This is a genomic window from Cognaticolwellia beringensis, assembly GCF_002076895.1.
GTDB classification, from domain to species: domain Bacteria; phylum Pseudomonadota; class Gammaproteobacteria; order Enterobacterales; family Alteromonadaceae; genus Cognaticolwellia; species Cognaticolwellia beringensis.
In genome coordinates, this window is record NZ_CP020465.1 from 3531506 (window position 1) to 3546551 (window position 15046).

Consider the following 15046-nt stretch of genomic DNA (forward strand, 5'->3'; position numbering starts at 1 on the left):
ACAAGGCTAATGTTGTTTTTAAACGGTAAATACTGCTAACTGTGAAAGTGTGAATTTTAGTATGAGCTTAGCGATTAGTAAATATTGCCATTACTTTCAAGCTCGGTGAGGTAAATACGGGTCATTAACTCTAATTGATGATAATTCGGTAACATATGTTGGCACAGCTGATAAAAAGCTTTGTTATGATCTTTCTCTTTCAAATGCGCGAGTTCATGTACCACGATCATATTCAATAGTGCTTCAGGGGCTTTCTTGAACATGCTACCAATTCGGATCTCATTTTTACTTTTAAGTTTATTGCCTTGTACGCGTGAAACATAAGTGTGCAAGCCTAGCGCGTTATTAATAATATGAATTTTATCATCGTATTTTACTTGGCTAAGTGGCGCAGATTTCCTTAGATATTGTTGCTTTATCAAGAGGGAATATTCACGTAATGCTTTATCGGTGGTTATTTCATGCGGTTCAGGAAATTGCGCTAATAAATAAGCCTTTAAGCTATCTTCCTTAACGAGCTTAGATACTTGCTGTTGAATATCTGGAGAATAATGAGATAAATATTTTAACGGTGTGGCCATTTGACTAATTATAGTTCTGTATTAAGGATTTACTATTAACCGATAGTTTACGCTATTTTAATTTCAACATTTAGTATTTTCTATCCTAAGTTTAAAAGATCACTTTAGACCATGAGTTTTTAAGGAATGAAGACTTTAATTGTACGATAATTATTCTATACTTGTTTTCGATTAAAAGTATTTGATAACTAAGAATAAAATAAAATAAAATTAATATTAAGGGAATAAATATGAAAAAGTTACCAAAACTGGCTAAATTTCTAGCACTATGTACGGGGCTGATATTACTACTTGCCTGTTCAAAACAAACGCCAATTGGTCAAATTGATGAGCCAGCAAAAGCAACGTCAACGTTCCAAACTTATAGTGCTGAAGAATTCTTTAAAACGCGATCCGTATTTGGCTCTTCGATTAATGCTGATGCTAGCGCAGTTTTAGTGAGTGACGATGAAAGTGGCATTTATAATGCCTATAAAGTGCCATTAGATGGCTCTGAGATAACACAATTAACAAACTCAACCAAAGAGTCAATATATGTAGTTGGTTGGTTTCCTGAAGATGATCGGTTTTTATACAGCGCAGATAAAGGCGGTAATGAGTTAAATCATCTCTTTGTACAAGCATTAGATGGCACAGAAAAAGATTTAACGCCGGGTGAAGGTTTAAAGGCATTTTTTGTTAGTTGGCATGAAAATAACGAACAGTTCTTTGTTGCCACAAATGAAAGAGATGCAAAATTTTTTGATCTCTATGTATATCAAGCAGCAGACTATTCCAGAAAACTAATTTATCAAAATAATTCGGGCTATTCACCGGAATCCGTTAGCCCTAATGGTCAATATATCGCGCTAAGCAAAAGTAACTCCAATGCCGATTCTAATTTATACCTAGTTGACTTAGCCAAAAAACAGCCGTTAACAGAGCTGATCAGTGCACATGAAGGAGATGTCGAGCATAGTGCTTACACATTTACACGCGATAATAGTGCACTTATTTATTCTACCAATGAATTCGGTGAATTTAATCAAGCTTGGTCCTACAATTTGGTCAGTAAAGAAAAGTCAGAAAATTTTGCCGTAAATTGGGATGTCAGTTTTACTTATTTTTCCAAAGATGGCCGCTATCAAGTACATGGTGTGAATGCTGACGCGCAAACAAAAATAGAAATTATCGACCTAAAAACCAAGAAAAATCTTGTTTTGCCTGATATGCCAAGTGGCGACTTGCGTGGTGTGAACTTTTCTAATGATGGTAAACAAATGGTGTTCTATATTAACTCAGATACATCTCCGTCAAACCTCTATGTTCATCAGTTAGGTAGTAACGCGATAAAGCGTTTAACCAATACTGGAAATCCCAATATTTTAGAAGAAAATTTAGTGGTGGGTGAAGTGGTACGCTTTAAAAGTTTTGATGGTTTAGAAATACCCGGTATTTTATATAAACCCAAACAAGCTGCAACACAGAAAGTTCCCGCTTTAGTTTGGATACATGGTGGTCCAGGAGGGCAAAGCCGTAAAGGTTATTCTGCTCTTATTCAGCACTTAGTGAATAATGGTTATGCTATTTTTAGAATTAATAACCGTGGTTCTAGCGGCTATGGCAAAACGTTTAATCATTTAGACGATAAAAAGCATGGCGATCATGATTTAAAAGATGTGGTTTATAATAAGTATTATCTACAAAGCTTGGACTGGGTGGATGCCGACAGAATTGGTGTCATCGGCGGTAGTTACGGTGGATACTTAACCATGGCAGCTATGACGTTCACAGATGAATTTGAAGTAGGCATCAATATTTTTGGCGTAACAAACTGGGTCAGAACACTAGAAAGCATTCCGCCATATTGGGAAGCATTTCGCCAGTCACTTTATGATGAATTGGGCGACCCTAGTACAGATAAAGAACGTTTACATAATATTTCACCGGTATTTTTTGGTCAAAATGTTAAAAAACCCGTGTTAGTCGTGCAGGGAAAGAATGACCCACGAGTATTGAAAATTGAGAGTGATGACATGGTAGAGTCTATTCGAAGCGGTGGCACTTATGTTGATTATTTAGTGTTTGACGATGAAGGACATGGTTTTAGTAAAAAGGCGAATCGAATTAGTGCCTCGAATAAATATTTAAGCTTTTTACAGGATCATTTATAAGCCACTTAGCTGAATATAGTATTCAATATAAAAAAATAGCGAACATTGTGTTCGCTATTTTTTGTTTACTTAGTAATAAACTTATTTGGTATAGCTTTGATAAAAGTTAATTAAGCCAGTAGTTGAGCTGTCATGTAGTTCGCTTATATTACCAGATGATAACTCTTCTTGAATATTGTTGGCTAAGCCTTTACCTAATTCCACTCCCCATTGATCAAAAGAACAAATTTGCAAAATAATGCCTTGAACAAATATCTTATGCTCGTACATGGCGATTAAGCTGCCTAATGAACGTGGTGATATACGCTTCATTAAAATGGTATTAGTAGGGCGATTACCTTTATGAACCTTATGCGGAGCGACTTTATCAATGTAGTCTTGTGTGCGGCCCTTAGCTTTTAAATCTGCTCGTACTTGAGCTTCGTCAACCCCTTGCATCAGTGCTTGGGTTTGGGCGAAAAAGTTAGCCATTAACGTTTCATGATGGCCTTGAACAGGGGTTACACTCTCTACTGAACCGATGAAGTCAGCCGGCACAACATTATTACTTTGATGCAAATATTGATAAAAAGCATGTTGGCCATTAATCCCTAGCTCGCCCCAAATTGACGGTACAGTGGGATATGAAATAGAATCGCCATCCCAAGAAACTGATTTACCATTACTTTCCATTTCGGCTTGTTGTAAATAAGCCGATAACATATGTAACGATTGATCGTAAGGCAAAATTGCTTGAGATTGCGCACCTAGAAAAGTACAGTTCCAAACACTTAACAATGCCAATATAACCGGTGCATTTTCCGCTAGTGGTGTATTACAAAAATGTTGATCAATTTCATGAGCACCTTCAAGTAATTCAATAAAACGCTCAAAACCTAAATCAATAGCAATCGGTAAGCCAATAGCAGACCAAAGCGAGAAACGACCGCCGACCCAATCCCACATATCAAAAATATTTTCTTCAGCAATACCAAATTCCGTGGCATTCTTTTTATTGGAAGATACTGCAACAAAGTGCTGAGCAATGGCTGATTGATCAAAAGATGAAGAAACCAACCATTTCATTGCTGTTCTAGCATTCGTCATGGTTTCTGTGGTGGTGAAAGTTTTGCTCGAAACAATAAACAAGACTTTTTCGGGGTTTAAAGGCCGAAGTACATTCGCTATTTGTGTACCATCAACATTGGAAACGTAATGAACATTAACGCTGTTGTCGCTGTACTGGTCTAAAGCTTCAGTGACCATTTGAGGGCCTAAATTAGAGCCGCCAACACCAATATTAACCACATCAGTAATGCGTTTCCCAGAATAACCACTCCATAAACCTTGGCGAACTTTCTCACTGAATGTTTTCATTTTATCTAGTGCTAATCGCACATCAATATTAATGTCTTTACCGTCGAGCATTATTGGCGTTTCGCTGCGATTTCTTAAAGCTGTATGTAATACGGCGCGATCTTCAGTGCTATTAATTCGCTCGCCGCTGAACATCTTTTCTCGCCAAGCTTCAACATCACACTCTTTAGCCAAGTTAAAGAGTAGTTCCATGGTTGATGCTGATATCAAGTTTTTGGAATAATCGAGGAGAAAGGGGGCAAGCTGAATGGAGAATTGTTCAAAACGTTTAGGGTTTTGTTTAAATAGTTCACTCATATGTTGTGATTTCATATCAAGCGCGTGATTCTCCAGCTTTTTCCAGCTAGGTAATGAGGTTCTGTCGTGCATTACTTCTCCAATGAGTATTGTAGTCTTTAAATATTGTGCCAATAAGAGCTTCACTTTAACTATACTATTTACTATATTTAGCTTAGTTGCTAATAATTAATTAGTATATTGAACTAGTGATTAGTTATTTAAATATCTTAATTTAAGTCATTGTATTTAAATGTTATATTTTTAAGTTTTATTGTTTTATATAACGTTTGTCGGATGTTTTATTACAACAGGGCGATCAAGAGAAAAATGAATATAGAAATTTTCAGATAGAGAAGATTACAACGATTGGCTGTTATTATAAATAAATGGCAGGATTTGATTTATTCGGAAAGCATTTCAAAAAATTGTTGTTAATTTTAAAATAGCATAAATTTTACATGGGGTGTTATAGCGTTGATGTTGATGCTTTAAATACCGCCATTAAGTTTTCTATAAAGGCAGTATTGTTTTGCTCAGATACCGATACAGTTATGCCAAATGGCGCATAGTGTAGCGTTTCAGCCAACTGTTCTGCTGTTAATCCTACTTTACGTAATGTTAATCGATTTGCAGCAATTTCTTTTTTAATTCTTGAACTAATGCTCGTTTTTATTAAACTTTCTTCTGCTTGAATAATATCTTTGCAAAATGCGTGGCCAGCGTGTATTAAATTTGATCTTACTAAACTACTCGAAACATCATTAAATAAACCTTCACATCGTTGAATAATAAGATCTTGGGTTTCTAGCCAAAAGTCTTTATCTGACTTACTGTAGATATTAATTAAGATATTATGTTCTTGAAAATGTTTCTCAACGACAGCTCTAAATAGCACCTCTTTTGACTTGAATTGCTTATGAATAGTGACACGAGATATGCCAGCATAACGACTGACCATCGATATATTTGAGGTATCGTAGCCGTGCTGAAAAAAACAATCCATAGCGGTATTTAATATTTTATCGGTAGTACTTGGCAAAACACGTGCTCTTAGTTATTAAATTATTAGCATATTAACGCGAGTAGTTGCATTAAACAACAGGTTTACATTAGTTGTTAATGTGTAAACCTGTGTTATGATTAACATACTTATTTTTGATAATTTTGCTTATATTTTGGGGTTAATGTGATTCGAATATTTTTACTCGCTGCAGTTTTTGTACTGCAAGCTTGCTCTGAGCCAACACCCGTCATAAAAGAGACTGCACCTGTAGTAGTCCAACTCACGGCTGCACGGCTGACAAACTTAGTTGATGAATATGAATTCCCCGCTACGGTATCAGTGGTTAAGAGTGTTGATCTCAAATTTGAAGTCTCAGGACGATTAATTTTTGAAAGTTTAATCGAAGGTAGTGAAGTTAAGAAAGGCCAAGTTTTAGCTAAGATAGATCCCAAGCCCTTCCAACGTAAAGTGGAAGAGAATCGCATTCGTCATGAAGATGCGCAACGCAACTTAAAGCGCATTAAAGATGTTTTTGAAAAAAATGTTGCGTCTCAACGAGATTACGATGAAGCAAAGTCTCAGTTTTCAATTACTAAAATCGCCTTAGAAAATGCCGAACAAGATTTAAGTTACTGTACAATTAGAGCACCATTTGACGCAGTCATTGGTGCTAGATATATTGAAAATGATAGTTTAATTCGCTCTGGTGATACACTAGCTAATTTACAAGATAGATCAGAGCTTTACTTTTCTTTTGAAGTACCAGAGCGCATCATGACCGCCAATGCTGGTAATCGTGATGTGATAGCGACTGCGCATATTATTGGTCAAAAAGATAAAGTATATGACATACATTATGTTGAACATAAAACCACTCCTGATCCTATCACTCAAACCTACGGCGTAACCTTTGCGCTTGATGGTAAGGTTGCTAAGTCTTTTTATCCTGGTTCGCGTGCCATTGTTAATATTATGCAAAAAAACAGTCGCGAACAGGTTTTAGTTATTCCATTAAGTGCATTGATGGGGAATAGCGACTCGGGCTTTAGTGTTTGGCGCTTTAATCAATCAGAAAATATGCTTTCCCTGGTCAAGGTTAACGTTTCTAAATTAGAGGGAGAATATGCTTTAGTTTCTTCTGGATTAAATAGTGGAGATAAAGTGGTTTCGGCAGCGGTTAGCCAAATGCGTGAGGGCCTTATAGTCAGAGAATATAAGGCGACTTATTAATATGGATATAGCACGCTATTCGTTAACTAAGCCGATTAATATTTGGCTGATGTCGATATGTTTTATTATTGGTGGCATTGTCGCCATGGGCAATATTGGGCGTTTAGAAGATCCTGCATTTACTATAAAGCAAGCGGTTATTTTTACCTATTACCCGGGTGCAAGCGCGGAAAAAGTTGAAAAGGAAGTTACTGAGCAAGTTGAAATTGCGCTACAACAAATGTGGCAATTAGATATTCTGAAATCCGTTAGTAAACCAGGGTTTTCTCGAATAACCATGGAAATACAACCTCATATTGATGGACCGTTATTACCTCAAATTTGGGATGAGTTACGCAAACGCCTCCGTGATATTGAACATGACTTGCCACTTGGCGCGAGTGCTCCGGTTGTTATTGACGATTTTGGTGATGTTTATGGTATTTATTATGCGTTATCTGCACCTGATTTTAGCGCGAACCAAATGCGTGAGTTTTCCCGCATTATTCGCCGAGAAGTGTTAGCTGTTGACGGTGTTGCCAAGGTAAAAGTGGGTGGTATTTTAGAAGAAGAAATTGTTGCGACAATTGATAGTTATCAAATTTCAGGTTTAGGGCTTTCTTTCCCTGATCTTCAACAAGTGTTAGCAAGTAATTTAAAGCCTTTTAGTGGCGGACGGTTATACGTGGGTGACAAACAGATCAGGATCCCTATCGAAAGTTCAACCAATAAAATAGAAGAAATTGAGAATTTATCTATTTTTGTACCAGGTAAAAATGCTTCTATAAAAATAAAAGATATTGCTAAATTGAGTCTCCAACCTGTTGAGATCCCAAGCGGCTTAAAACGCTTCAATGGTGAAAGTGCTATAACTCTCGCCATATCAGCTCAAAATGATATTAACATCGTCGATGTAGGTCATGAAATTGATGCAAAATTAGCTGAAGTGTTAGCTAAATTACCTACGGGTATTAATGTGTCGACGATTTATAACCAAGCCAAAATTGTAGATGAATCAGTCGACGGGTTTATTTTAAACCTTGAAGTATCGGTAGCGGTGGTAACGTTGGCACTTTGTTTATTTATGGGCTGGCGATCAGGTGTCGTGGTTGGTGGCACATTATTAATTACGGTCTTAGGTACAGTATTAATAATGTGGCTTTATGATCTACAGCTAGAGCGTATTTCCTTAGGCGCTATGGTGATTGCGATGGGCATGTTAGTTGATAATGCCATTGTAGTTGCAGAAGGTATGATGTTACGTATGGAGAAAGGCAAGTCGGCTATGGAGTCTGCTAGCTTTATTGTTAAGCGTACTCAATGGCCATTGCTCGGTGCAACGGTTATCGGAATCGCTGCATTTTCGGGTATTGGTTTGTCAGATGATGCCACCGGTGAATTCTTATTTTCACTGTTTGCCGTTGTACTTATTTCTTTAATGCTCAGCTGGATACTTGCCGTAACGTTAACACCATTACTTGGCAAATATTTTTATAAAGTTGGCAATAAAGAAGGGGCTGAAGAGTCGCATTCGTTATTTCATAAAGCTTACTTAGTTGTTTTGCGTAATGCTTTACATTGGCGTGGTGTAACCTTGGCAATATTGGTTGTTATTACCATAAGTGCTTACGCGAGCTTTGGTTTAATTAAGCAGGGCTTTTTCCCTCTGTCAAATACACCCGTGTTTTTTGTCCATTACTGGGGGCCACAAGACTCAGATATTCGGGCTACCGAAAAATATATGAAAGCGGGTGAAAAGTTAATTCTTGAAACCGAAGGTATTGAATCATTAGCAACTTTTATTGGTGAAAGTTCAGAGCGTTTTACCTTGGTATTCGCACCTGAATTACCCAATGAAAGCTATGGGCTATTTTTAGTGCGCGCTAAGAATGCAGATGAAATACCGCGTTTGGCTCAGGAAATATCAGATAAGCTAAAAAAATCAAACCCTAAAGTTAATTTTTACGCTGAAATCATGCAGTTTGGTCCGGGTGCTGGCGCGAAAATACAAGCGAGATTTTCTGGTGAAGACCCCGCAATTTTAAGACAGTTGGCAGAACAAGCCAAAGCGATATATTTTGAAGATGGAAAAATTCGCGATATTCGAGATGACTGGCGAGATAAAGGCATCGTTTTAGCGCCTGAATATGATGATATTACTGCAGGCATTGCCGGCGTTTCAAGAAGTGACTTCAGTCAAGCAATTAAGTTTTATACTGATGGCCTGCAAATAGGTCAACTGCAGGACGGTGATTACCTTTATCCGATTATTGCGCGAAATAGCAATACGAATCCAGATCAATTGGTCGGCTTAGAAAACAGTTTAGTGTGGAGTAGTAGCCAACGTACTTATGTTTCATTTAGGCAAGTTAGTGGCAAAATGAACTATTCAAGCGAAGAACTGTTAATTAATCGCCGTGATCGCGTGCGAACGATTACCATTAAAGCGGAAGCCGGATATGGTGAAACCACTGGTGAAGCGTTTAATCGTACACAAGCTAAAATTGCTGATATTACCTTGCCTGAGGGTTATAAACTTGAATGGGGTGGTGAATATGAATCATCACGCAAGGCGCAAGCTGCTTTAGGAAAAGGACTACCCTTGGGCTTCTTAGTTATGTTTATTATTAGCGTGTTACTTTTTGGTAAGGCAAGACAACCAATAATTATTTGGCTAATTGTACCAATGGCAGTCGTAGGTGTTGTTGCAGGCTTATTGATAGCCGATTTACCTTTTGGTTTTATGTCGCTACTTGGCTTTTTAAGTCTGTTTGGTATGTTAATTAAGAATGCCATTGTCTTGCTAGAAGAAATCGACTTACAAATACAGGAAGGTAAAGAAAAAGCACTAGCGATTGTTGAAGCCAGTTTGAGCCGTTTAAGGCCAGTTTCATTGGCCGCCATCACTACTATTTTAGGTGTTATGCCACTAATATTAGACCCTTTCTTTGCTGATATGTCGGTTACTATTATGGGCGGTTTAGCGTTTGCCACCATATTGACCATGATAGCGGTGCCAGTGCTTTATAGTGTGCTCTATAAGATTAAGGTAGAGAAAGATTAGTTTGATGTTTTAAAGCTAAAATTTCCTTCATAATATGTGTACTAAAAACGAGCAATTAATTGCTCGTTTTTTTGTTCAGTGTGTCTATAACTATTGTTTGATGCGTTAAAAAAGTGACTTGAGTAGGAGTATTTCCTGCAACCATTGATTGTATCGCGTCACGATTGCGATTACGCAATTTACCAATCGAACAACGTATATAAGTAGCGATGTTAAACCAGCCTATTAACCAGCCCATTTTAGCATTGAAATACTTCTCTTTTAACTGCTTCTTTATATTAAAAAAACGCTTTGTGGTATTAGTTATTGTTAAAATTAGCCTAGACTATATAGTCGGAACAACAGTTAATTGTATGATTTAAAGCGTCTGCTGAAGTATGAAAATCTAGATAACAATCAATGTTTTGGTTGCTAATATAAATGCAACTAGGCATTTAAAGTCAGCATTATTTACTGCCAGTGTTGAATGTTAAACACTGGCATAGGTAATCGAATTGAGTGGACAACTGATGTATTCTCGGTGCTGTTGTGCAAGCTCGGTGATACTTTCTTTATCTATACTCAGTTAGTCGATATTTAGCACTTTTTTCAATGGCCCTAAATACGGCTCAAAGTGTCGCCATTGTTCAGTGGCACTTTTATAAATCGGTTGACGAACTTGCTCCGAACTTGGTGTTTTAATATTACGCTTGGTTTTATGAAAATCGACACATGATTGTTCAAACTCCAAGCCTACAAAATCAAGCATTCTTCGCACTTGTGTTTCTAAATCATCAACGACATCTTCATGGTTCACGGTTAATACAAAGCCGGGTAACACCTCATTCCAATGGGCCATTAATTTAAGGTACGCTTGATAGTAACGGCCGATGTCTTCTAGGTTATAGCTAAAGTCTTGTCCTTCAGCAAACAGCTGCTTAAAACCACTGAAACAACAAGCCATAGGCGAGCGTCTGGCGTCAATAATTTTCGCATTCGGTAGTATTAATCTGATCAGGCCAATGTGGAGAAAGTTATTCGGCATTTTGTCGATAAATAAAGGCGCTTTTTCTCGGTAGACTTGCGTTTCATCAATAAATTGTTGACCAAAACGCTTGAAATAATCGGGGTTAATTTCAGCTAAGTTTTTAGGGTATTGCGCTTCTTCATCACTTTGACTTTTACTTCGACCACGCAGCCTTGATGCCAAGCCTAGGATATTGTGTAGTTCCATCGTGCCGTCTACTTGGCTATGCGAGGCCAGTATTTGCTCAAGTAGCGTTGAGCCTGCTCGTGGTAAACCCACAATAAATATAGGGTCGGGTACGTTAAGGCCCAAACTGCCACGGATTTCAAATAACTCACGCGTACAATATTTTATTTGCTCTGCAATTTGTTGCTCTATTTTGTTGATGTTAAAACCGCTATGCGCATGCTGTAATTCATTACCTTGTTGGTAGGCTTTAAAGGCTTGATCGTAATCTTTTCTGTCTTCAAAAGCCTTACCGGTAGCGAAGTGTAATTGAATTTTATCTGTTAGTGCTAAGTCTATATTATCTTGTTGTGCTTGCATTTGAGCAATTTCGCTATCGCTAAAGCGATAGGTTTTCGTATTAGCTAAACTCCAAAAGGCATCACCGTAAGCTGGACTTAACTGATAAGCTTTTTGGTAAGCAGTAATAGCTTTTTCAATTTCACCTTTGGTTTTTAACGCATGGCCTAACTGTAAATGAAAACCTGGCACTTGATCGTTTTCTGTAACGACTTGCTGAAACAAGTTTATGGCTTGTTCTATTTCACCTAAGCCTGTTAAGGCGCTCGCTTTAGCTATTTTAAAGCTAAGATTGTCAGGCTGCGCGATAAGTAATTTTTCGACTTGCTGTGCTGCTACTTTGTATTTACCCAAGCGGATAAGTAAATTGAGATATAGCGAACGGGCATGGATATGAGCGGGTTCTAGTTCAAGTGCACTGGCCAGTAAAAATTCAGCATCGTCATATATTTTTAGTTCTATGCCTATTTCAGCAAGCATACACATACCATCAACGTGGCGTTTATTATTCTGTAAAAAATGTCGACAAATTTGTTCTGCTTTTAATAGTTTACCTTCATACATTAATTCAGTAACAGCGAGTAAAGCAGGGGGAAGTTTTTTTAGTTTTTCAAGGTGATTTGCCGCTTTTTGTATATTGTCTTGTTGCTTTTCGTCACGGTATAGATGAATCAACGCTTGCCAACTGGCGACTAAACTCGGATTAAGTTTTACGGCAGTTTCAAATGACTTCTTAGCCAGTGTTGGCTCATCTAATGCTAAATTGATAAAACCTTGCTCTTGGTTAGCACGGCTATGCTTATGATCAAGTTTAAGTAATTCATTGATACTGGTTAATGCCAGCGAAAATCTTTTGGCATAACGTTGGGCTACGGCAATTAAATACCAAAGCTCAACTTGGTGTTGTGGATCTGAGGTTTGTGTTTGTAGCTGTTTACTCTGATTTATGGCGTCATCGAATTTTGTCGTTTGGATCAATTTTTGAATCGATTTTAATTGGCTTTCAATTGAAGGGGGTGATGTTTTGTCCAATGACTTAGCTCCATGGCAGGTATATCATAAATTTTCGGTTACTTTAACAATAAAAAACCGCTTGATATACGTATCAAGCGGTTTTAATTTCGATCTAATTAACTTTTAGACTTCAGTTAAGACTTAATAAAAGTCGTATGAAAATCTAAAGCCAATGGTACGAGGTCTGTTAGACACAACTTTTGGCGTATACTGTTGAGTATCAACATATAATATTGCACTTTCATCCGTTAAGTTGTCGATGAAAAACTCTGCTTTCCATTCGTCGTTTGTCACACCGAAACTTATGTTAGCCAGAATGTAACTATCTTGAATATAACGACCACCTGCAAAGGTTTCGCCATTAGTGTCTTGATAATTAACACCAGAATAAACGTCAGATTCTTTTTCAATACTTAAACCAGAGCCGGTGCCATAAATTAAATTAGTAGCATCTTCGATCATATAAGCATCCATCACCATGCCAGCCAGTCTTTCGCCGGTATAACTAATTGAGCCGTTTACATAGCCTGTCATATCTCCCGAAATAGGGTAGAAGTACTGTGCTTGTAAGTTACCTGAAAATTTAGCTGAATAAGGTAATCTACTGCCTTCTGGAGGCGCAATGCCGTCAAGTTGTGCATTGATTGACGTTAATTCAGTATCAATTAAGCTAAAGGCACCTGATATGATCAAGTTATCCGTTGCTACCCAACTAAAGTCACCGTCAATCCCTTTAATTTCAGCATCGCCCACGTTATCAGTAAATACTAAGAAGCTGATATTAGTTGGGTCATAGCGCGAAGTTTGTAAATCAGATATTTTTGAATAATAAGCGGTCGCATTGAAACGTAATGACTGATCAAACAACGTTGATTTAAAACCAAGCTCTACGTTATCTAAACTATCCGTTGTTGAATAAACCGGAATACGGAAACCTTCAAAAGCGCCTTCTTGGTTTGCAGCAGAACCACCACCAACACGGTTAGTGACCGGCGGTCTAAAACCTTCTGAGTATGATGCAAACACCATAACATCGTCATTCACTTGCCAATCAATTGAAGTTTTGATGATAGTGTCATCAACGGTTAGCTTACCATTACTATCAAGTAAGTCAGTTTCTAATTGTCCACTCGCGATAGCCGCTTGTATAGCCGCAGCTTCGTCAGCACCAAAAAACTCAGTTAAAGCTGCATCACTACCATCACCAAATGCGCGCAATCTTCCGCTGACATCAGCTGTTGTAGTTGAGCCTTTATAAATATCATCAATTTGATACCAACGGGCACCAAAGCTTGCGGTTACCGTATCGGTAATATCGTACTCGAACTGTCCAAACACAGCGATTTGATCAATGGTATGTGTTACATCGTTAACGAAGCTCACTTCAGAAGAGAAAGGACCGCCATTACTGTTTATTCCTTCACTGCCAGCTAACTCTCTTGCTAAGTTAGGGAAAAGCTCAGTATTCGCTATTTTAAATTGCCCAACAGTTGATAAGTCTTGGGTATCATAAAATACACCAGCCGTAACGCGCCAGCGGTTTTCAGCTGCAGTATTCATGCGTAATTCGTGCGTTGTGCGCGAGCTACTGGTTTCTTCTTTGTAAAATTTAGTTGGGTCAAAACACTCTTGTGCGTCAGGTGCACTGGCATAGTTACAAACGTAATAAGCAGAGAATTGACCACCATTGGTATAACCGGTGTAATCAATTGTTGAGTTGATATCACGGTCTAAATAACCACCAGTATAAACGACAGTAAGGTGTTCAAGACGACCTTCTAATGTCCAAGTGGTTAAACCAAAATCATCATTGTTGTTTTCAGGCGTAAAACGGTTGGTTGAAGTTTCACCGTCAAGGTTAGGATCGTAAGAAAACACACCTTCAGTATCAAGCGACTGCTGTGTGTGCTGAACAAGAAGATCCCACTCATTGTTAATGATGTAAGACAAGCCAAAACGTGCACCAGAATAATCAGCAGTGTTAAAGTCATCTTCGACTAAGGCGTCATTTTGCGGTATCTGAACTGGTGTGTTTTCAGGATCTGCTAATTTAGAGAAACCAGCGGAAATTCTATCAATAACGACAGCACTACCGGTATAACCGCCATTGCTAGGGTCGTTCTGAATATTATCAATCCAACCACCTTGATGGTCATTATAAGCTGCAACACGTATAGCAAGATTATCCGTTAAAGACATATTAAAATATGCTTCAACCGAGTTACTCATATCGCCGCCTTTAGTGAAGCTAGTGCTGGTATCAAAACCTGCAGCAAAACCATCGTGTGTCGGCTTGTTAGTAATTAAGCGTACAGTACCAGATTGTGAGCTAGCACCAAAAAGTGTGCCTTGTGGCCCCGGAAGTACTTCTATACGTTCAACATCTGTAGCGTAAATATCTAAATTACGACCTTGCATTGAAACAGGTTGTTCGTCTAAGTAAAACGCAACAGAAGGTTGTAATGCTTGAACAGATGAAACCGAAATGTTGGTTTGCGTAGTTGCCGCGCCACGAATATATATTTCATTTTGCCCAGGACCTGTGCCCTGAAAAACAACGTTAGGTAAAAACTCTACGTATTGGTCAAAATTAGAAACGCCAAGCTTTTCTAAGCTATCACCGGTGAGAGCAGTAACCGTAACTGGAACTTCTTGAATTGATTCAGAGCGTTTGGTAGCGGTAACTTCAATAGTTTCAATTGAGGCTTTTGGTTTTTGTTTTATTTCTTCGGCGTTTATAGAGCCAGACGCAGCTAACGCAGCTAGCACGGCGCAGTGCAGTTTAGTAAATTTCATATTATTTTCCCTGGATGTTTTCTTGTTGAGCGTTCAAATATGCTTAGAGCACTAATTATA

8 protein-coding genes are annotated in these 15046 nt (G+C 38.1%); 3 read left to right on the plus strand and 5 right to left on the minus strand.

What is annotated here, in order from left to right:
- Positions 1-74 precede the first annotated feature (74 nt).
- Positions 75-581, minus strand: coding sequence for a M48 metallopeptidase family protein (locus B5D82_RS14860; protein WP_081152604.1), 507 nt, complete (start codon positions 579-581; stop codon positions 75-77).
- A 230-nt stretch (positions 582-811) separates the two neighbouring features.
- Between B5D82_RS14860 and B5D82_RS14865 the strand changes: the two genes are divergently transcribed.
- Complete coding sequence (locus B5D82_RS14865; protein WP_081152606.1) at positions 812-2734, plus strand: alpha/beta hydrolase family protein; 1923 nt, start codon at positions 812-814, stop codon at positions 2732-2734.
- An 81-nt stretch (positions 2735-2815) separates the two neighbouring features.
- Here B5D82_RS14865 and pgi read toward each other — a convergent pair whose 3' ends face one another.
- Together pgi and B5D82_RS14875 are read right to left on the minus strand one after the other, a co-directional pair.
- Entirely contained in the window at positions 2816-4459 is a 1644-nt protein-coding gene (gene pgi, locus B5D82_RS14870; RefSeq protein ID WP_081152608.1) for a glucose-6-phosphate isomerase, read from the minus strand.
- Between the two features lie 376 nt (positions 4460-4835).
- Entirely contained in the window at positions 4836-5408 is a 573-nt protein-coding gene (locus B5D82_RS14875) for a TetR/AcrR family transcriptional regulator (protein WP_081152610.1), read from the minus strand.
- A gap of 147 nt (positions 5409-5555) precedes the next feature.
- Here B5D82_RS14875 and B5D82_RS14880 point away from each other — a divergent pair, with 147 nt between their 5' ends.
- Both B5D82_RS14880 and B5D82_RS14885 read left to right on the plus strand, forming a co-directional pair.
- On the plus strand, positions 5556-6602 hold the full coding sequence (locus tag B5D82_RS14880) for an efflux RND transporter periplasmic adaptor subunit (protein WP_081152611.1): 1047 nt from the start codon (positions 5556-5558) through the stop codon (positions 6600-6602).
- 1 nt (position 6603) lies between these two features.
- Positions 6604-9645, plus strand: a complete 3042-nt coding sequence (locus tag B5D82_RS14885) for an efflux RND transporter permease subunit (RefSeq protein WP_081152613.1) — start codon at positions 6604-6606, stop codon at positions 9643-9645.
- 565 nt (positions 9646-10210) lie between these two features.
- On the opposite strand, the gene B5D82_RS14895 is transcribed toward B5D82_RS14885, so the two are convergent.
- Positions 10211-12208: a tetratricopeptide repeat-containing sulfotransferase family protein gene (locus B5D82_RS14895; RefSeq protein WP_081152616.1), complete on the minus strand. Its 1998-nt coding sequence runs from the start codon at positions 12206-12208 to the stop codon at positions 10211-10213.
- Between the two features lie 123 nt (positions 12209-12331).
- On the minus strand, positions 12332-14986 hold the full coding sequence (locus tag B5D82_RS14900) for a TonB-dependent receptor (RefSeq protein WP_081152618.1): 2655 nt from the start codon (positions 14984-14986) through the stop codon (positions 12332-12334).
- Positions 14987-15046: the final 60 nt, after the last annotated feature.

Coding starts and splice junctions, on each gene's coding strand:
- B5D82_RS14885 (WP_081152613.1), top strand. CDS start 6,604: ATGGATATAGCACGCTATTCGTTAACTAAGCCGATTAATATTTGGCTG.
- B5D82_RS14860 (WP_081152604.1), bottom strand. CDS start 581: ATGGCCACACCGTTAAAATATTTATCTCATTATTCTCCAGATATTCAA.
- pgi (WP_081152608.1), bottom strand. CDS start 4,459: ATGCACGACAGAACCTCATTACCTAGCTGGAAAAAGCTGGAGAATCAC.
- B5D82_RS14865 (WP_081152606.1), top strand. CDS start 812: ATGAAAAAGTTACCAAAACTGGCTAAATTTCTAGCACTATGTACGGGG.
- B5D82_RS14900 (WP_081152618.1), bottom strand. CDS start 14,986: ATGAAATTTACTAAACTGCACTGCGCCGTGCTAGCTGCGTTAGCTGCG.